The organism is Paenibacillus amylolyticus (assembly GCF_050990605.1).
GTDB classification, from domain to species: domain Bacteria; phylum Bacillota; class Bacilli; order Paenibacillales; family Paenibacillaceae; genus Paenibacillus; species Paenibacillus amylolyticus_H.
Genome location: NZ_CP158832.1, coordinates 3,170,936 through 3,190,354 on the forward strand (window position 1 = coordinate 3,170,936; position 19,419 = coordinate 3,190,354).

Consider the following 19,419-nt stretch of genomic DNA (forward strand, 5'->3'; position numbering starts at 1 on the left):
TATAGATCGCAAATTTCCATTGCTATAATTTTAATATACAAGTTCACGATGACTTGTAAAATATAAATTTTAGAACATGGGGGATGCAGGAGTGAAGGAACATACGTTAGAAACGCCGCATAAACGGCGCTCCACCAGGGTCAAACAGCGCTGGAATATGCAACGGAATTGGACCTTGCATATGATGCTCGTTCCAGCCGTATTGCTGGCACTGGTGTTTCAGTACATACCGATGGGCGGCATTGTAATTGCTTTTCAGGATTTCAAGCCATACTTGGGGTTTTCTGAATCCAAGTGGGTTGGTTGGGACAATTTTAGATATTTATTTTTATATCCGGATGTAGGTCAGGTGATCTGGAATACGCTGGTCATTGCATTTTTCAAAATCATCGCGGGACTGTTCGCTCCATTCCTGTTTGCCATTTTACTCAATGAAGTTCGCTTGACGGCATTCAAAAGAGTGAGCCAAACGCTTGTGTATCTGCCGCATTTCCTGTCATGGGTAATTCTCGGGGGAATTCTGCTCGATATTCTGTCTCCACAGGGCGGCATGGTCAACCAACTTATCGTAGCATTCGGAGGAGATCCGATCTTTTTCCTTGGTGACGGTACATGGTTCCGTATCACGCTGATCGTCAGTGATGTGTGGAAAGAATTTGGTTTTGGTACGATCGTATTTCTGGCTTCTCTCTCAGGTATCAATCCTGCACTATACGAGGCTGCAGAAGTGGATGGGGCCAATCGTTTTAAACAGACGCTGCACATTACAATTCCGGCATTGATGCCGATCACCATTGTATTGATGACGCTCTCTATCGGCAACATCCTGAACGCCGGTTTTGATCAGGTGTTCAACCTGTACAATCCACTTGTGTATGACAAAGGCGACATCATTGACACGTTTGTATATCGACTGGGGATTCTGAATGGGAAGATGAGTTTTGCCACAGCAGTAGGGTTGTTCAAATCTGTGGTTGCTACCATTTTGATTGTTATATCGTACAGAATGGCTTACAAACTGGCTAATTATCGAGTTTTTTAGAGAGGAGAAAAGGGCTTGTATTATAAAACTAAAGGGTACCGGATATTCAGTATAGCCAACTATACTTTTCTTGGGATATTATCAATACTTTGCATTTTACCTATTATTCATATATTAGCGGTCTCATTCAGCAGCATGGCGCCAGCATCATCGAACCTGGTCAGCTTCTGGCCCATCGGGTTCACAACCGATGCATACGTGAAAACATTCGGGAATTCGAACTTCATCAACTCCTTGATCGTATCACTTAAACGGACTGTTATTGCGACAATCATTGGTATGGTTATCATGCTCATAACCGCATTTCCGTTGTCCAAGGAAGATATCAGTTTTAAAGGTCGTTCGTTGTATACATGGTTCTTTGTTTTCACCATTTTGTTCAGCGGCGGTTTGATTCCAAGTTACATTCTGATCCAGAAGCTTGGCTTGATGAATACAATCTGGGCACTCATTCTGCCCGGAGCACTGTCCGTGTGGAACGTTATTCTCATGATGAACTTCTTCCGCGGTCTACCCAAAGAACTTGAAGAAGCAGCCTATTTGGATGGAGCAGGTCATATCAAAACATTGATTCTGGTCTACGTACCACTGTCGCTTCCGGCGATCGCAACCTTGTCCTTGTTTACAATGGTGTATCAGTGGAACTCCTGGTTCGACGGCATGATCTATATGTCTGATATTAAAAATTATCCACTTGCTTCTCTATTACAGACCATTATCGTTCAGCAAGATCTCAGCAAAATCAACGTCGATCCTTCCATGCTGGAGAACATCTCACAGCGAACCGTACGCGCAGCACAGATCTTTATTGGTGCACTTCCAATTCTGATGGTATACCCGTTTTTACAACGTTTCTTCGTAAAGGGAATTGTTATTGGAGCAGTCAAGGAATAGGCTAGGCAATCAAGGATAACCGAGCTGAGGGAGGAAGTAAGATGAGAAGAGGATTGGCATGTATGGTGGCATGGAGTTTAATGGCTACCCTCGTTTATCCAGCAACTGCTGGGGCAGAAAGTGTACAGAATCAAGTGGAGGTAGGAAATGTGCAGGCGAAAAGCCTGCACGCCTCTGTTCCCTATCATGACCTTACCGGCCATTGGTCACAATCCGCAGTTACACATATGCAGGACTTGAATCTATTGAAAGGTTATACGGACGGCACATTTAAGCCCAATCAGGTCATTAGCCGAGCTGAATTCGTTATGATTCTGGATCGGGCGTTTGGTTTCACCGGTAATACGGAGACGGCTTCATTTGCAGATCTGTCTTCAGAAGATTGGTACCAGGATGTGATGGTTCGGGCCCATGGTTCGGGCATTATTGAAGGCACAGACCGTGAACATCTGTCACCGAAACAACCGATTAGCCGGCAAGATGCAGCGGTTATGGTGGATCGAGCTTTTCAACTTTCTACGACTGCGAACGAAGATAGTGAACCATTGAACTTTCAGGATGCTGATGATATTTCCAGTTATTCTAAGAAAGCGCTTACCTATCTCGTGAACGAGAACATCATCAAAGGATACCAAGGAAAATTAAATCCCAAAGCCCCGATTACACGAGCGGAGACGGCAGCCTTACTGTCGGCGATGATTGCCGATGTGAAAAACGCTCCTGGTGTATACGAGTCCCGGGTGGATGGCAACTTCATTGTTAACTCGACAGATGTCACGCTGAAAAATACAGTTATCAACGGGAATCTGCTGCTGGCAGAAGGCATTGGCGAGGGGACTGTTGTTCTTCAGGGCGTAACGGTTACAGGAAGTGTCATTATTAAAGGTGGGGGCAGTCATTCCATCGACATTAGCAACTCCAAGCTGAATCGAGTAGTCGTTGACAAACGTGGGGAACCCGTAAGAGTTGCCATCACGGAAGAAAGTACAATTCGGGAGATCGTTGTCATGCAACAATCCATTCTGGATATCTCCTCCAATAGTCTGATTGATACCATGAATATTCTCGCAGGTGCGAACCAGACCCGAGTGGATAGCAAAGGTACGATCCAACAATTAAGTGTTGATGCGAATGATGTTGTTATTAATGGAGAGAACGTAAAACAAGGTCTGCGTACATCCATGACAGGGGAAGTTCAGCAACCTGCATCATCACAGCCTGGGGGTTCAACAAGTGCGGCAAACACGCCAACGCAATCTACTCCAGGAGGGCAAACACCATCCAACCCATCGACACCAAGCAATCCTGCGGGTGAAAAACCGGTTCCTGCTACAACGATTCCGCATGATCAATGGGAACTGGTCTGGAATGATGAGTTCAATGGCCCTGCAATTGATGCTTCCAAATGGACCGTGCAGGATACGGGTCTGGTTTATAATAATGAGTTGCAATATTACAGCCCGGACAATACTCGCATTACGAAAGATCAGAATCGAAGTGTACTGCAGATTGAAGCAAAAAAAGGGCAGAAAAACGGTAAAGATTACAGCTCAGGCAAACTGATCTCCATGGGAAAAGGTGACTGGACTTACGGTAAAGTCGTTGTACGTGCGAAGCTTCCTATTGAAAAGGGCATGTGGCCTGCTATCTGGATGATGCCAACCGATGAAGCGCATTATGGAGGATGGCCGGCATCTGGAGAGATCGATATTATGGAGCTCATTGGTGGCAATGAGAGCAATGACAAGGTATATAGCACATTGCATTATGATAGTGTGAAGCCTGATGGTTCCCATGGACATGATCAGGGAAGCCTTACTCTTCCGAAGGGAGAAACGTTTGCTGACGATTATCATGATTTCCAGGTGGAATGGTTGCCGGGCATGATTCGCTTCTATGTAGACGGTAAACTGCATCATGAAGTGACCAACTGGCAAACAAAAGCCGCGGGACAACCCGAGTATTATACGTTTCCTGCACCATTTGATCGTCCATTCTATCTGATTCTGAATCTGGCAGTTGGCGGAGATTGGCCGGGCTCACCTGAGAGCGATTTCACTTCTGAAACGATGAATGTTGATTTTGTGCGTGTGTACTCTTACAAAAATCTCAACACATGGCCTGATGTAACAACAAACCCCATCGAGCCCACGCAACAGCGTGAACCACAAACCGATGGCAATCAAATCTACAATGATCGTTTTACGGAAGGGTCTGAAGAAAATGGAGTACCTCAGCAGTGGAAATTCATTACGAATGCTGATGGAGCCGGCAGTGTCGACGTGGTAAATGATGTGCAGAAAGGGAGAGCAGCACAAGTTACCATTGATGCATCGGGGACTGAAAACTATTCAGTTCAACTTACTCAGATGCCGATGTACATCCAGAAGAATAAAAAGTACAAAATACAATTTGATGCGAAGGCATCTGCTAACCGTACAATCATGTCCAAAGTGAACCAATATGAAAAAAGCTGGACGAATTATTCGGGTGATAACACCTTTGCACTCACGACGGATTGGCAATCCTATGACTATACCTTCAATATGCGGGATGGATCGGATAACAATGCCAGATTTGAATTCAATCTGGGGCTGGATGATACAAGCGTTTGGTTTGCCAATGTCAGGCTGATCGAGGTGGGTGAGGCTGATCCAATAACTGTCGAGCGAAACGCGCTACCTGATGGTAACTTTATTTACAATGGCACATTCGATCAGGGCAAGGAGCGTCTAGGCTTCTGGTCAAGCAGCATTCAGGACAGTGCGGCAGCTAATATTAGTGTAAATAACTTTTCGAAATTCCCGATTATGGAGCGTCAGCTCGTTGTTGATGTTACTCAAACGAATGGTGACCCACAGCAAGTTTCGGTGAACCAACCGGAGCTGAAGCTTGAGGCGAATACAACATATGGCTTCTCCTTAGATGCCAAGGCAGACACACCGCGAAGCATCGACATTGATGTTGTCAGCAGCAATGGACATTCCGTGCAGGTTCATCAAGGACAAAACCTCTCCTTGAACCAAGAAATGAAAACATTTACCGGAGAAATTATCATTGGAGATGGAGCATCAATCGCACAATCCGAGCTAAGACTGTTATTCGGCAGTTCCAAAGGTAAGGTATATGTGGACAATGTTCGTCTGACGAAACGCGGAAAACCTCTGTCAGTGAATGGCTACGCACATGTTCCTGCAACCGAAGCCTGGATGATGCAGGGCTTGCAACTGGAGGACTCCGTAGAAGGAGGAAAACATGTCAGTTACATGGATCAGGGAGATCTGCTGCAATATAAAATCGATGTAGCTCATGACGGAGTTTATGTTCTGTCTGCCCGAATGGCAAGTGGAAAAAGTGATTCTAGCGTTCGTTTCAGCATCAAAGACGAACAAGGGATAATTGTCGCACAATCTGACCTCAATCTCGGAGATACAGGTGGATGGCAGAAATACAAAACGGTTTATTTCCCTCCAGTTTCCTTAAATGCAGGAAGCCAATATTATGTTGACTTTGAAGGCGAGAATTATAATACACGCTGGATAGACATTTCACAAAATAAAGTTCAAAATGGAAAACTTGCAGCAGACCTGAACTACTGGGAGCTGATTCCCGATGTTCTGACAGCCACATATGCAGAAAATGCCGGCGTGACGATTGACATGCCCGGCACGAGTACGGATTGGTGGGATGCTTTGCTGCAACAAGGTCAGATCGAACTGGATGCAAATAAATCATACCGACTTACCTTCGAGGCATCTGCTTCAAGTCCTAAATCCATGCAAGCGGTTCTTTCTCAGAATGCAGGGGATTTTGTAAAGTACTTTGAAGAAGAAGTAGAATTAACCGCGGATCAAAAGCCGTATAGTTATACCTTCACCATGGGAGATACCTCCGATTCGGCAGCTATGCTTGCATTCGGATTAGGATATCCGCTATCTACAGGTGAGCACTCGATTAACATCCATAACGTCCAGTTATATGAAGTTAATCCGAATGCAGATCAAGGAGGGCAACCAGCACATGTTAATCTTATTTCCAATGGAGACTTCTCCAAAGGTAAAGACAGCTGGTTTACCTACGCGGATGGTAATGCAGCTGATCTGGAGATGCAAGTTAGCAATCAACAGCTTCATGCCAAGATTGGTCATGCAGGACAGAATCCATGGGATCGTCAAGTCATCAATGAAGGATTTGGCATACAGCAAGGTTTTAAATACAAATTGACGTTTAAAGCCAAAGCGGAGAAGTCCAGAAAAGTGGGTTTGGGAATCGGATGGGTCGACGCAGCAGCCAACTATGAATGGCATGGTTTCTTTGGATCACGAGTTGATTTGACTCCAGAAGAACAGGAGTTCACGTTTACATTTGATGCAACAGAAGCCAGCTATACGAATACTCGCATCTCATTTGATCTGGGTAACATCGATGGCGCAGAAGACGGTAACACAACGGTCTCTTTGTCCGAAGTTAGCTTGATTAATCTGGGTCCTGCCAATTAGCTTCTGAATTCTCTTAATGCATGCAGAATAAAGTTGTCCAGAAATGACATCCTAAAGAGGTAGTAAACATCTCAGTTTCCAGAGGAGGATCTCTTTTATGGCTGACCAGAAGAAACGAAAAGAAGCTGCCTGGAAGTCACGAAAGCAAGAACAGCATCCCCATGGCAAAATCAAATCGCTAAAAGAATTATCCAGCGAGTATGAAGAGAAACCTACTACGAATTAAACGAAAGACTGCCGGTGAACATTGCTGGCAGTCTTTTTATTATGTTGTAAACATTGAGCGCTAAGTGTATACACACTGTCCTAAAAACGAATGAACATAAGATATAGTATATATATAGTTCGTAAATAACTGTGAACAATTCGTCAAATCGTTGACAACACATGTTATTTTAATTAGAATACGAAATGGACTTCAGGTTAAAACAGAGATGAGTATCTTTATATTTCGTTTTTATGTTTCGTATAGAGCATAGCTGTTAAATCTTTAATCCTAACAACGAATATAGGAGCGTTAATATTACAATCCTATATGAGAATTAGGATTTTTTTGTTTTTAGCTTAGGAGTATAATTTGAAGGTTGGAGGCTGGCTTTATCATGGACAAATGGTTCAAATTAAAAGAAAGAGGCACGAGCATTCCCACAGAAATTATCGCAGGGGTCACAACATTTTTCACAATGGTATACATAGTTATCGTAAACCCAGGAATACTCAGCAGCACAGGCATGGACTTTAACGGAGTATTCATAGCAACGGTACTGGCAAGTATTGTGGGAACTCTGATTATGGGAATATGGTCCAATTATCCAATCGTCATCGCGCCGGGTATGGGCCTGAATGCATTCTTTGCCTATAGTGTAGTTGCCGGGTATGGCGTATCTTGGCAGGTTGCACTGGGAGCCGTATTTATCGCAGGGATTTTGTTTATTATTTTATCACTGACTTCATTCCGTTACATGTTGCTTGATGCAATTCCTGCTAGCTTAAAACATGCCATAACCGCAGGGATCGGATTGTTTATTACAACGGTAGGTTTGCAAAATGCCGGGATTATTGCCGATTCAGAATCGAATTTGATTACGATCGGAAACTTGGCTGAGCCCATGGCTTATCTGACCATTATCGGATTGATTATTACCGTTGTGCTGATGGCTTACAATGTGAAAGGTTATCTGTTCATCGGAATGGTGGTAACAGCGATACTTGCCTGGATCATGGGACTATTCCAAATGCCGGAATCCATTGTATCCATGCCACAAGGTCTTACTTCAACGGCTTTGCAACTGGATCTGGCAGGTGTATTCTCGAATGGTTTGTACACGATCATATTTACGTTCCTGCTGATCACACTGTTTGATACGACAGGCACGATGCTCGGCGTTGCTGAACAAGCAGGATTGCTTAAGGATGGTAAATTTCCACGCTCGCGTGGCGCACTATTGGCAGATGCCGTAGGAACAACCAGTGGTGCTTTACTCGGAACAAGTCCAACATCGGCTTACATCGAGTCCAGCACAGGGGTAGCTGCAGGAGGAAGAACGGGACTGACAGCGGTAACGGTAAGTGTGCTGCTTGCGCTGACCTTGTTCTTCACACCGATCGTAAGTGTAATTTCAAGCATTCCGGCGATTACTTCTCCGGCACTGATCATTGTTGGATACTTTATGATTAACGTTATCAGCAAAATCAAATGGGATGATCTCGAAGAAGCATTTCCTGCTTTTCTGATTATCATCCTTACTCCATTGACGCATAGTATTGCGACAGGCATCGGCGTAGGTTTCATCTTCTATCCGGTACTTAAGCTGCTTCGTGGAAAAGGTAAAGATGTTCATCCAATCTTCTATATCTTTGCAGTATTGTTCTTCATTCAGCTTGTGTTCCTGGACCACTAAGAAACTGTCTTATCCTATGGAGAACTGCTCTCAACAAGCAGTTCTCTTTTTTAGTAGTTCATACTCCGTTCATATTCCCGTCACGAAGGGGACATCTTCCATGGTTACACTGTACCTATGTCGCAAGAGCGGCTCTACAGATATAAAGGACAGGAGAAGATGGATATGGCAGAAGCAGTGGATGTAACAACAACGAGGACTAAGGACCATAAAAAACGGAACTTATGGTTGAAAATAATAGGTGGTATTGTCGGCGCGCTGGTACTGTTCATGGGCATCACGTTTGTCGTTCATACGATAAGTAATGGGGCTGAGAAAAAGAAAATCGAACCGTACGGCCAATATGTCAATGTTGATGGGAAGAATATGAATGTGTCCATTCAAGGAAGCGGCGAACAAACCATTGTGCTACTTCCCGGACAAGGAACCCCGTCACCAGTACTTGATTTCAAATTGCTAATCGATGAATTGACGCCTGATTACAAAGTTGTGGCGATTGAGCCTTTCGGGTATGGATTAAGCGACCAAACCGAAACGGAGAGAACCACCGAGAATATTGTTAGTGAAATTCATGAAGCTGTACAGCAGCTCGGTATAGATCGTTATATTCTGATGGGGCATTCCATCACGGGGCTGTACGCGGCGACTTATGTGAACACGTATCCGGATGAAGTCTCTGCTTTTGTCGGGATTGATAGCAGTGTTCCAAATCAACCTGGCATGGATGTTAAATTACCTTTGAACCTAATGAAATTCCTTCAAAAATCGGGCTTAATGAGAGTCCTCCAAGCAGTAAGCGGTGATTCATATGCATCACTTGCATACGATGAACATACCAAAGAACAGATGAAGTTGATTTCGAATCAAGTTTCGACAAACCCGACATTAGTAGATGAGCTTAAACACCTGGGTTCCAATTTCAAAAATGGAGAAAAACTCACTTATCCTAGTGAACTGCCAATGCTTCTCTTTGTTCAATCCAATAACGAGAAAAACCCACAGTGGATTCCGCTACATGAAGAACAAGTCAAACAATCCGCGCAGGGCAAGATGATCCCGATGGAAGGTTCACATTACCTGCATCATACGAAATACAAAGAAATCGCCGAGGAATTCAAATCTTACATGAAACAACTCCAATAGAGATCGATCATTGAACTGCGGTACCGAAATGGGCACCGTGGTTTTTTTTTCTGTGATTATCAGTAAAATTACTGTGCCAAATGAGCCAGATCCGGCTGTAATTTGGTCCGCAAAACATATAACATGATTGCTCCTACAAGGAATGCGACGGCATCCGCAATAACGAGCGACCAGATCACTCCATGAAAACCGTTCATTTGATTAGCAATATACAATACAGGAATTAGCGTAATTCCTTGAATGATGGACATAACAAAAGCGGCGGTTCCTTGGGCAGTTGCTTGGAAAATCCCCATAAATAAAGAAGTCATTCCTGTAATAAACAAAGATAAGAAGGTCACATGGAGAATGTAGCTACCCATTTCAATTAATTGTGGATCAGTCGTAAATAAACCAATCAAGTGGTCAGAAATCAGGTAGACGATAACGCCGAACAGGACAGCCAGGGCCAGAATAGCTTTAATCGTGAATCCAATGGTTTGTTTCATGCGTAATTTGTTCGCTGTAAATGAGAAGGCAATCAACGGCACGACTCCCTCGCACAAACCCATCAGAATAAACTCAGGAAACTGCAACAAACGTGATGAAATCCCATACCCCGCAATGGCCTGATCCCCATATTCGACAAGAAAAAGGTTAAGGATAAGAGACATCGCACCCAAGAAAACACTCATAACAAAGACAGGAACTCCGATTTTGAACACATTGGTCAGGATGTCCTTGGTCACCTTGAACCATTTCAGGGAGACGGTTAAGAATTGACTCTTGTAACTCATATGGAAAGCGTAGAAAGCACTTGCAACCATGTTTGAGATGACCGTAGCAGATGCAACGCCGATCACACCCCAATGGAAGACAAAGATGAATAGCGCATCAAGAATAATATTCACGATAACACTGAGCATCATGCCGATCATTGACGTGATTGCTGAACCTTCTGAGCGCACGATATTCTCCAACGTGAAAAATAAGATGACAAATGGAGAACCGATAAGCATGATTGTGACATACTCTTTCGTAAATCCGAAGGAGTCCGGCGTTGCTCCCAGCCCATGAACAATTGGCTCGATCAAAGGGAGGCCAACAGCCATCACGATAAGTCCAAGAACTAAACTGCTGTAAAAGGCAAATGAAGATACATGCTTCAGATCCTCAACTTTTTTCTCACCCAACAAACGGGAGATGAATGTACCGCTACCTATGCCAATTAAGTTGCCTAGCGCCATAATGACTGCGAATAACGGCAATGTTAGTGCAAGTGCGGTTAACATGGCTGTATTACCCAGTGTACCAAGGAAATAGGCATTCAAGATGGAATAGATAACACTCATTGATGTGCCTAGCATCATTGGGACAGCAAAGTGAGCTACAGCTTTGGCGATCGGTGCTTTTTCGAAGTAATGGAGGTTTTCTGCATCCATGTGGATCACTACTTTCATCATTAATTTCGGTTCAATCTAACACCGTTAGATTGAACCTTACAGTGTTAGATGTTATCATGAACTTATGAACCTGTAAAGAATAAACTTACACTGTTAGATTAAAGGACGGATAGTGATGAAAAAACAACAGCCTCAGATTTCGGAAGATAAGATTTTAGAAACCTCGTGGCAGCTTCTGGCGGCGGAGGGCATTGAGAAATTCAGCATGAGACGCTTGGCAGATAAGCTGGGGATTCAGGCTCCATCTCTATACTGGTACTTCAAGAGCAAGCAGTCACTCTACCAGCGTCTGGCCAACCAGATATCGAAAATTATTCTGGACGAGTTTCACGCTGAAGGGGATTGGAGAGATCAGATGGAAGGGCTTGCGCTAACCGTAAGGAATGTGCTAAGCCGATACCCCTGCTCCACACAGCTCATGATGATGACGCTACCCCACGAGCCGGACATGATCCGGTTCACCAACCGTATGTTGCTCTGCATGGAATCAACGCCATTAGAGCAAGAACAGAAATTACAGGCAGTTCTTACGCTTGTAAACTATGTATTCTATTTCGTTCTGGACGATTATCAGCATCAGCGCAATATCTCTGCTGTTCTTAAGGATCAGGAAGTACTTCAGGGTGAGGAGATGATCCAACTTCTAGACTCCATGAGTGAGAAGGAAGCTGGAATCTTCAGTAGGATGTATAAGAGCGGTATGTTTGAGGTGATGGGAACCGACGGAGCGTTTGAGTTTGGAGTGACGTTGATTTTGTCGGGGATTGAGCAAGTGATCAAGGCTGATCAATAAAGGAGCATCAGGAAATATATAATGGTAATGGCTTCGGACCATTCATCTCAACCTAGGAAAAGAAGTATACCAGCTCATGCTTAAGGACGATTCCCATTCGGAAATCGTCCTTTTTTTGTGATAACTTGACATGGATTCAGACAATATTGATTGAAAATCATTGGAAAACAGTCGGTCTACTTTGAAGATAAATTTCCATATCCGGGCTCGATCCTTTGAGTATCTTTTCCGAAACAATATTGGCTAAAACACTGTTATATACAGTTCCGTTATCTCCGTATGCCATAATGATATAACAATGCGGATAAGATTCGTATTGACCTATCACAGGTAACCCGTCATGTGTTCCACCATAAAATGCGCCCAAGTAGTATTCAGGTTCGACCTGAATGTCCGTAAATAACTTATTAAATTCCTCAATTAGTTTGTTTTTGCTTGCGCGTATTTTGGAGTCTCTGGTTTCAGCGTATGCTGTGTCCTTATCCATTCCTCCGATGATCACCCGATTGTCTGCGGTTGTACGCATGTACACATATGGCCGAGCAGTCTCCCATATCAATGTCCTCTTATACCAGCTTGAAAAATCATTAATGGGTTTAGTGATTACTGCATAGGAACTGGAGAGTGTAGCATTTCTCTCGACTTTGAAGTCCGCATCTTCATAACCGGCTGCGATGATAACGTGTTTTGCCCGGATCTCGCGGCGTTCTTTGGTATAGAATATAGCGTAATCCTTTTCGAATCGCTTACCGGTTATTTCCGTATTCTCAAATATCATTACTCCTTGTGCCTTTACTTTCTCAAGAAGTCCGTATACATATTTTAACGGATTCATCTCGGCATCATCATGATAGTATAGCGCTGCTTCTTTCTGAAAAGGGTACACCTCGGATATATGCTGTTTGTCCCACAGATCGACTTTGAATCCATGTTTCTGAAGAAGAGCATGCTCATCCTTCAGAGCGGACACATCCGCTTGGTAACTTGCGTAATACAGGCTATCACGTCTTGTGAAATCGGGATCAATCGGAAGCTTTTGACATGCTCGCTCAATCTCATTAATGGCTTCTTCGCATAATTTAAGATGACGAGCAGCCACTTTTTCACCAAAGGAGTGACTAAGCGATACAAAACTTTTTTCTCCCGCGTATTGAATCAAAGCTGTGTTGGTACTGGTACTGCCTTCTCCAGTTTTTCTCTTATCCACGATAACGACGGACAATCCCTGATCACTTAGGAAATTTGCACACTGGGCACCTGAACTGCCAGCCCCTATGATTAGTACATCGCAGGATATGTCCTCTTCAAGCTTGGGATAGGAGGGAGGATTCACCATTGTTGTTGGCCAATATAGTTTACCGCTTTGCAGATCCATATCAAGTCTCTCCCTTATATATATTCGGAGCTTAGTATGAACAGTTTGCGGAAACTCAATGCAGGCCAACGGATTCTCTTATTATCAAGGAGTTATGAGTATTAGGTATAGAGCAATCTCAAATGAGGTTGCTCCTTTTGTCATGGCTTATTTTGCCTAACGGTGTATACGCAGTTTCTTCCTCCGGCAAGAATGTATTCTCCCCGTTCAATATGAACATTATCGCCTAAAAGCGTTTTGAATAAATGTAACTCATTCTTGCATAACCCGGTACATACCGCGGCCGCTTCACAGATGGGGCAATGCTTCTCAATGAGTAGGAGACTACCATCATCCTTCTCCTTAACCTCGGCCATATAACCCTCATTGGTGCGAATCTCGGCCAATTTCTCCAATTTCTCTCGAACTCCTGATGAATCGCCAAGATGCTGAAGATATTGTTCTTGCATATTTTTATTTCGAACATCCAGCAGCTTGTCCAGCCCTTCAGTACCAAAAGCTTCTTTCATCGAATTGATGAGGCTGACGGATAGATCCGAATATCCACTTGGGAAAAAACGATTAGCCGCGGGAGTTAATATCCATAACTTGGTGGGACGACCCATGGGACGGGCCTCTTCCACAGTGGTAACCAATCCTTCTTCTTTTAGCGCATTCAGATGTTGCCGAATAGCCATTCCAGATAACGAAAACTGAGTGGAGAGTGCCACAACATCCATTCCCCCACGCTCTTTTAACAGATTAATAATTGCTCTCCGGGTACTGGTCGAGACATCTTTTTTGGTTTGATTTCCGCTCATGGTGCACCTCCTTGTGACGCAACTGAATCTACATGACTAACTACATATTAAACAAAAATGTTGACAAAGTCAAAACCGAACTGTAGCTTAGACATTGTAAACAAAAATGTTTACTAAGTATCCGGATACGATGTATACATACCAATTTTCCTGGAGGTCACATTTCATGTCGTCTAATCATCAAAGTATTTTCAGCCCGCGTTATTTTGCATTATCCATAGGAATTATTTTATCAGTGATGGCCGTTGGATTCGAAGGTCTATCCGTCACCACCATTGCTCCTTCGATTGCTGGAGACTTGAACGGTCTTAGCCTATTCGGGTGGATATTCAGTACATATCTGCTTGCGCAGATTATCGGGACGCTTGTCGTCGGTCGAATCATTGATAAAAGAGGACCTGCAGCACCGTTCACTTTTGCACTTCTGTTGTTTATCGTAGGACTGATCGCTGCCGCAACCGCAGGCGACATGTATACCATGATAGGATCACGGGCTCTACAGGGTTTGGGTGCCGGAGCTATGATGACTTGTGTGTATACAGCTATATCGTTAAGTTACCCGGATGAGTTACGTGCCAAAATTCTTGGAGCATTTGGTACTGCCTATGTTCTTCCGTCCATGCTCGGTCCATATGTAGCAGGAGTTATCGCAGATCAGTGGTCCTGGCGCTTTGTTTTCTGGGGGATCTTACCTGTACTGGTGGTTTCAGCATTGCTTAGCTTACCTGCCTTTAGGAAATTGAAAGTGCAGAAGACGGGAGGGGATAGCGGATCTTCATCCACTTGGATGGCGTTACTCTTAACGTTGGGTACAGGGATTTTCCTGGTTGGTCTAAGTAGGCTTCCGAGCATTATGGGATTTGTTTTAGTCATAATTGGCTTCGTATTGATGATATTTCCTCTCCGTAAATTGCTACCGAAGGGAACACTTACGTTGCGCAGAGGAATGCCAGCTATTTTGGCAACACGTGGATTGTTCTTCGCTGCCTATACCAGTACACAGAATTTCCTGGTATTGGCTCTAATCGATGTGAAAGGAATTACACCTTCTCAGGCTGGATTAATTGTGGCGAGTGCTGCATTAAGTTGGTGTATCATTGCGTATCTGCAAGGACGGTGGGATGCGGCAGATCAGGGCAGTGGACGTCATATGAGAATTATTCTTGGCGTATTATTACTTGCCATAGGGATTGCCATCGTATTTTGGGTACCTGTTGTGACCGTTACCATTGCAGTTATTGGTCAGATCATCGCAGGAGTTGGTATTGGATTGGCGCATCCGATTAGTGGTGTTGTCGCATTTTCCCAAACGGGGGAAGAAGGCGTGGGCCAAACCTCGGCAAATCTGCAATTTGCAGATTCTTTTACACCTGGTGTAGTGATCGGTATTGGTGGTTCCATTCTTGTCGTGTGTCAGGCTGGAGGTATGTCACTTCAATCCGGCTTAATTGTAGCCATGGGGTTCCATCTCTTGTTGATCGTCATGAGTATCGTTGCGAGCACTCGGATCTCACCACGCGGATGAATATGAAAGTGGGTGTACAGACCATTGTTCACTGAAGACCCGAATAAACTATTTACGGCTTATCGTATCATCGGAACGAAATGGACGATCCATATTTTATGTGCTCTTTCTCAAGGCCCGAAGAGATTCGGTGAAATATTCGATAATATTCCTTCCATTTCCGAAATGATCCTCTCCAGACGTTTAAAGGGGCTTCAACATGATCATTTGGTCAAAAGAACAATACGGACACGCCCTACACAAATTACTTATGAACTTACGCCAAAAGGAGCTGCTCTTGCAGCATTCATACCCTGTCTAATGGACTGGGATACCAAATTTCAAAATGATACCACCGGGAGGAATAAAGATGATCATTGAGGTCAGTGATACAGCATCGGACAAAATCGTTGAGATCCTATCAAGTGCGGATATCCAAAATGCCTTCCTTAGAGTAGGCGTTGATGAAGGGGGATGCAGTGGTTTATCTTATACCCTTATCGTGGATGAACAGCAGGCAGAAGAAGACATTGTGTTAAATAAAAAGCAATTTAAGATATTGGTTCACGCAAACAGTATTCCATATATTGATGGTCTTGAGATTGACTATGAAGAGAGCGGAATGTTAGGTGGATTCACCATGAATAATCCAAATGCCAAAGTTTCGTGTGGATGCGGGGCCAGTTTCAGAATGGCCAATTATCGTGGCGAAGTGAAAAAATGTGATTAATGTAGGAAGGAGTGCAGAGCAATGATCTCATTTGTAGTATCTGTACAAGCAATTGATTCATTTAAGAATGAATGGGAATTGGAAGAGGGCCAATATGTAAGGTTTTACGCAAAATATGTTGGAGGAGGCTCCGATGCTTTTACAATTGGCATCAATGCGAGTGCTACACCGGTCGATCCCGCATTGGTTCAATCCATTGGAGGATTTCATTTCTTTGTTGAAAAAACAGATGCCTGGATCCTGGAGGATGAACTTCTCCAAATTGACTGTAATGAACATGGCATATTTTCAAGCAAAATCTCCTATTGAACATGAAATCATAATCTAGAGCACGATTCTACTTTTTAAACATTAAACTTTACAAAGTAAAACACATAAGGTATATTCATGGAGTAAAAAGGTTTATTTTACCATAATATCCATCAAATTATGGAGGTGTGGAAGACAAACAACAATCAGATTGGGATTTTTGATGCTCAGTACAGGGCACCTACGATTGGGATTATGCTGGTTCTGGCAACCGTTGCTTTCGAAGGACTGGCTATCACGACGATTGCCGCGAAAATGGCACAAAGTTTAGAGGGCATTCATTTATATGGTTGGATCTTCAGCGCATTTCTGTTATCTCAGCTTGTTGGAACCTTGGTTATAGGTCAGCAGATTGACAAGCGCGGTGTTTTTACATCCATGCTGGTATCTTTTAGTGTTTTTGTGTTAGGAACTGTGGTATCCGCTGTCTCTTTCGATATGCACATGCTTATTGCCGGAAGAGCCCTTCAAGGTTTTGGAGCGGGGGCCTTGATCACATGCGTTTATACCTGTGTGACGTTACATTATCCAGATACACTTCGTACTCAAATCCTGGCCGCATTCTCCATGGCATTTGTCCTGCCTACCTTAATCGGACCTTATGCAGCAGGCCTTATTGCTTCCTACATCTCGTGGCGATATGTTTTCTGGATCGTTTTACCCTTGATTGGAATAGCGCTCAGTCTCACATTCCGTTCTTTCCGTAACTTGCAGCTTCAGCAAGATCTGACAGGTCCAGCGCGAGCAACCGACTCAAAGATTATGTATGCGATTCTGCTTGCCGTTGGAACGGGGCTATTACTCACAGGACTTGGTATGATAACCGATTGGAAAGGTATATTACTCACTTTGGGTGGGTTAGTCGTCATGATCACACCAATGCGTAAATTGCTGCCCGTGGGCACTTTTTCAGTAAAAAAAGGATTGCCTGCTACTTTGGTTTCGAGAGGGTTATATGTAGCTTGTTATTTTACAACGGAAAGTTTTGTGATCTTGGCACTAACCGAAGTGAAGGGGTTATCCGCTGATATTGCTGGCCTCATTGTAGCAGCAGGTTCTCTCAGCTGGTCCGCCGCAGCGTGGTTACAAGCCAAGCTTGATGCACGAGATCAAGGTCGTGCCCGAAAGGGTAGGGTCATGACGGGCATTGGGATTATGATCGTTGGAACTGCACTTGTGATCCTGGCTCTTATTTTGACGGACGGCGGGATTATACTCATCCTTCTCTCACAAATGATTACAGGGTTCGGGGTTGGTTTGGCCAACCCTACAACGGCAGCCATTGCTTTACAACATGCCTTTCCCAGGAAAGAGGGAGAAATGTCCGCGAATCTGCAATTTGTGGATTCCTTCTATATGGGCGTAAGCATTGGAGTTGGTGGCGCTCTGATTGCCTTGTCCGAAACGTTACAGTGGGGCATATCGACAGGTGTTTTGATCGTGTTAACACTTCAATTATTATGGGTCTTGTTAAGTTTCTTGGCATCACTACGAATTACCAAACTCGTTCATCAAGAACATCATCCAATCAACGAAGTGAAGGACAACATCTCCATGTAACGGATGACGACCGCGTCGTTAAATACATCACGAAGAACGGGGGGACTAATTGCATTGGGAGGTGGGTAAGATGGCACGTGTAATAGTAGTCATTACTCCAGCTGAAGGACATGTGAATCCATCGTTAGGATTAGTTACTCAGTTGATAGACAATGGTGAGGAAGTCATCTATGTGTGCACGGAGGAGTACCGTTCCCGAATTGAACAAACCGGTGCCCAGATCATTACCTATCCATTTCCACAAGATGCCTTCTCTCATGATCCGGTGTTGAAACCCCAAGAATACAAGCATCCGTATCAGTTCATTTATATGATGGTAAGTATTATCCGGAGGATCATCCCCAATGTGCTGCAGGTGGTCGAGGATCAAAAGTTTGATTATATGATCTTTGATTCCCTGATGGGATGGGGAGGGACTATTCTTGCAGAAAAACTGGGAATTCCTGCGGTGTGCTCGATTGCGTCCTTTGCTTTTGTGGAGACTCTGGGGTCTAGCTCAGTTCTGAATGAGATGGAGACGAAGGAGCTTTATGAGGCTACAATGAAGATTACAACGGAGTTAGCTGAAGAGCTTCAAGTGAGTATTCCAGCCATGGAAGAGATTCCGGCACATGCAGGTCAGTTAAAGCTTGTGTACACCAGCCGTTATTTTCAGCCGCAGGCAGAAAAGCTGGATGATCGTTTTATTTTCACGGGTCCTTCGATCATAACACGTCAAGATGCTCCAACCTTCTCATTTGAATTGCTACATGAAAGGTACCCGCAAACCGTGTACATTGCTATGGGGACGATTTTAAATAAAAATTTGGATTTCTATCAGCTTTGCTTTGAAGCATTAGGGGATCTACCCGTGAATGTTGTTCTATCATCAGGGAAATACACGGATATGGAGCCGCTCGCTAATCAAATACCTCCTAATTTTATCGTTAAGCCCTACATTGCCCAGTTGGACATGCTGCAGCATACCGATGTTTTTATTACACATGCTGGAATGAACAGCACGAGTGAAGCGTTGTATTACAACGTTCCGTTGGTGATGATTCCATTAACATCGGATCAGCCTCTTGTCGCCAGTCGGGTACAGGAGCTGGGCGCGGGTATTACATTAGATAAACTTAACCTCAATGCAACTGATTTGAGAGAGGCATTAACAGAAGTGCTACACAATCCGTGTTATAAACGGCAGGCTTACCTCATTGGGGAATCCTTAAGGCAGGCTGGAGGTTACATACGGGCAGCCGAATTGATTATGAGTCATATAGGTTCAGGCCGGGGAAGTTACACAATTTAATAGTCTTCCATCCAAAGTCGCTTAATTAGCGGCTTTTTTTTATTTAATAACCTCAAGACTTGACCTATAGTTAACTCTATGTCTTATACTCCGATTAGGTTTGTAAATTATACTAGGAATTGGAGATTATATTGAT

At 43.9% G+C, this 19,419-nt stretch carries 16 protein-coding genes; 13 read left to right on the forward strand and 3 right to left on the reverse strand.

The features are described 5' to 3' along the window. The first annotated feature begins 157 nt into the window (after positions 1 to 157). The 6 genes from ABTV53_RS14335 (at position 158) to ABTV53_RS14360 (ending at position 9,479) form a co-directional block, all read left to right on the forward strand. Positions 158 to 1,042 carry an ABC transporter permease gene (locus ABTV53_RS14335; protein WP_433754211.1) on the forward strand — a complete coding sequence of 295 codons (885 nt, stop codon included), beginning with the start codon at positions 158 to 160 and terminating at the stop codon, positions 1,040 to 1,042. Positions 1,043 to 1,057: 15 nt separating this feature from the next. Next, positions 1,058 to 1,936: a carbohydrate ABC transporter permease gene (locus ABTV53_RS14340; RefSeq protein ID WP_433753856.1), complete on the forward strand. Its 879-nt coding sequence runs from the start codon at positions 1,058 to 1,060 to the stop codon at positions 1,934 to 1,936. Positions 1,937 to 1,977: 41 nt separating this feature from the next. Next, a complete protein-coding gene (locus ABTV53_RS14345; RefSeq protein ID WP_433753857.1) occupies positions 1,978 to 6,435 on the forward strand; it encodes a carbohydrate binding domain-containing protein in 4,458 nt (1,485 codons plus the stop codon). Between the two features lie 97 nt (positions 6,436 to 6,532). Further along, the gene (locus ABTV53_RS14350) at positions 6,533 to 6,661 is read left to right on the forward strand and encodes a DUF6254 family protein (RefSeq protein WP_219845137.1); all 129 of its coding nucleotides are present in this window, start codon (positions 6,533 to 6,535) and stop codon (positions 6,659 to 6,661) included. Positions 6,662 to 7,037: 376 nt separating this feature from the next. Then, positions 7,038 to 8,336, forward strand: coding sequence for an NCS2 family permease (locus tag ABTV53_RS14355; protein ID WP_433753859.1), 1,299 nt, complete (start codon positions 7,038 to 7,040; stop codon positions 8,334 to 8,336). A 165-nt stretch (positions 8,337 to 8,501) separates the two neighbouring features. Beyond that, entirely contained in the window at positions 8,502 to 9,479 is a 978-nt protein-coding gene (locus tag ABTV53_RS14360; RefSeq protein ID WP_433753860.1) for an alpha/beta fold hydrolase, read from the forward strand. A 68-nt stretch (positions 9,480 to 9,547) separates the two neighbouring features. Here the strand turns inward: ABTV53_RS14360 and ABTV53_RS14365 are convergent, their stop codons facing one another. Continuing rightward, on the reverse strand, positions 9,548 to 10,900 hold the full coding sequence (locus ABTV53_RS14365) for an MATE family efflux transporter (RefSeq protein ID WP_433753862.1): 1,353 nt from the start codon (positions 10,898 to 10,900) through the stop codon (positions 9,548 to 9,550). A gap of 136 nt (positions 10,901 to 11,036) precedes the next feature. Here ABTV53_RS14365 and ABTV53_RS14370 point away from each other — a divergent pair, with 136 nt between their 5' ends. After that, entirely contained in the window at positions 11,037 to 11,714 is a 678-nt protein-coding gene (locus ABTV53_RS14370) for a TetR/AcrR family transcriptional regulator C-terminal domain-containing protein (protein ID WP_433753864.1), read from the forward strand. Positions 11,715 to 11,871: 157 nt separating this feature from the next. On the opposite strand, the gene ABTV53_RS14375 is transcribed toward ABTV53_RS14370, so the two are convergent. Further along, positions 11,872 to 13,089 (reverse strand): NAD(P)/FAD-dependent oxidoreductase, encoded by a 1,218-nt coding sequence (locus ABTV53_RS14375; RefSeq protein ID WP_433753866.1) that lies wholly within the window; start codon positions 13,087 to 13,089, stop codon positions 11,872 to 11,874. A gap of 140 nt (positions 13,090 to 13,229) precedes the next feature. Then, the gene (locus ABTV53_RS14380; protein WP_433753868.1) at positions 13,230 to 13,889 is read right to left on the reverse strand and encodes a helix-turn-helix transcriptional regulator; all 660 of its coding nucleotides are present in this window, start codon (positions 13,887 to 13,889) and stop codon (positions 13,230 to 13,232) included. 166 nt (positions 13,890 to 14,055) lie between these two features. Between ABTV53_RS14380 and ABTV53_RS14385 the strand changes: the two genes are divergently transcribed. From ABTV53_RS14385 to ABTV53_RS14410, 6 genes are all read left to right on the forward strand, one after another. After that, positions 14,056 to 15,414 (forward strand): MFS transporter, encoded by a 1,359-nt coding sequence (locus ABTV53_RS14385; protein WP_433753870.1) that lies wholly within the window; start codon positions 14,056 to 14,058, stop codon positions 15,412 to 15,414. Positions 15,415 to 15,426: 12 nt separating this feature from the next. Then, entirely contained in the window at positions 15,427 to 15,774 is a 348-nt protein-coding gene (locus ABTV53_RS14390; protein ID WP_433753872.1) for a winged helix-turn-helix transcriptional regulator, read from the forward strand. Then, positions 15,764 to 16,123: a HesB/IscA family protein gene (locus ABTV53_RS14395; protein WP_017688344.1), complete on the forward strand. Its 360-nt coding sequence runs from the start codon at positions 15,764 to 15,766 to the stop codon at positions 16,121 to 16,123. The genes ABTV53_RS14390 and ABTV53_RS14395 overlap by 11 nt, the downstream gene beginning before the upstream one ends. A gap of 21 nt (positions 16,124 to 16,144) precedes the next feature. Next, positions 16,145 to 16,432 (forward strand): HesB/YadR/YfhF family protein, encoded by a 288-nt coding sequence (locus ABTV53_RS14400; RefSeq protein ID WP_433753874.1) that lies wholly within the window; start codon positions 16,145 to 16,147, stop codon positions 16,430 to 16,432. 120 nt (positions 16,433 to 16,552) lie between these two features. Then, positions 16,553 to 17,992 carry an MFS transporter gene (locus ABTV53_RS14405; protein WP_433753876.1) on the forward strand — a complete coding sequence of 480 codons (1,440 nt, stop codon included), beginning with the start codon at positions 16,553 to 16,555 and terminating at the stop codon, positions 17,990 to 17,992. Between the two features lie 70 nt (positions 17,993 to 18,062). Beyond that, positions 18,063 to 19,283, forward strand: a complete 1,221-nt coding sequence (locus tag ABTV53_RS14410) for a macrolide family glycosyltransferase (RefSeq protein ID WP_433753878.1) — start codon at positions 18,063 to 18,065, stop codon at positions 19,281 to 19,283. Positions 19,284 to 19,419: the final 136 nt, after the last annotated feature.

Bases quoted from the DNA above. Each gene is read 5' to 3' on its own strand.
- ABTV53_RS14385 (WP_433753870.1), top strand. From the start codon at position 14,056: ATGTCGTCTAATCATCAAAGTATTTTCAGCCCGCGTTATTTTGCATTA.
- ABTV53_RS14345 (WP_433753857.1), top strand. From the start codon at position 1,978: ATGAGAAGAGGATTGGCATGTATGGTGGCATGGAGTTTAATGGCTACC.
- ABTV53_RS14395 (WP_017688344.1), top strand. From the start codon at position 15,764: ATGATCATTGAGGTCAGTGATACAGCATCGGACAAAATCGTTGAGATC.
- ABTV53_RS14400 (WP_433753874.1), top strand. From the start codon at position 16,145: ATGATCTCATTTGTAGTATCTGTACAAGCAATTGATTCATTTAAGAAT.
- ABTV53_RS14410 (WP_433753878.1), top strand. From the start codon at position 18,063: ATGGCACGTGTAATAGTAGTCATTACTCCAGCTGAAGGACATGTGAAT.
- ABTV53_RS14350 (WP_219845137.1), top strand. From the start codon at position 6,533: ATGGCTGACCAGAAGAAACGAAAAGAAGCTGCCTGGAAGTCACGAAAG.
- ABTV53_RS14355 (WP_433753859.1), top strand. From the start codon at position 7,038: ATGGACAAATGGTTCAAATTAAAAGAAAGAGGCACGAGCATTCCCACA.
- ABTV53_RS14365 (WP_433753862.1), bottom strand. From the start codon at position 10,900: ATGGATGCAGAAAACCTCCATTACTTCGAAAAAGCACCGATCGCCAAA.
- ABTV53_RS14405 (WP_433753876.1), top strand. From the start codon at position 16,553: ATGGAGGTGTGGAAGACAAACAACAATCAGATTGGGATTTTTGATGCT.
- ABTV53_RS14380 (WP_433753868.1), bottom strand. From the start codon at position 13,889: ATGAGCGGAAATCAAACCAAAAAAGATGTCTCGACCAGTACCCGGAGA.
- ABTV53_RS14370 (WP_433753864.1), top strand. From the start codon at position 11,037: ATGAAAAAACAACAGCCTCAGATTTCGGAAGATAAGATTTTAGAAACC.
- ABTV53_RS14335 (WP_433754211.1), top strand. From the start codon at position 158: ATGCAACGGAATTGGACCTTGCATATGATGCTCGTTCCAGCCGTATTG.
- ABTV53_RS14375 (WP_433753866.1), bottom strand. From the start codon at position 13,089: ATGGATCTGCAAAGCGGTAAACTATATTGGCCAACAACAATGGTGAAT.
- ABTV53_RS14360 (WP_433753860.1), top strand. From the start codon at position 8,502: ATGGCAGAAGCAGTGGATGTAACAACAACGAGGACTAAGGACCATAAA.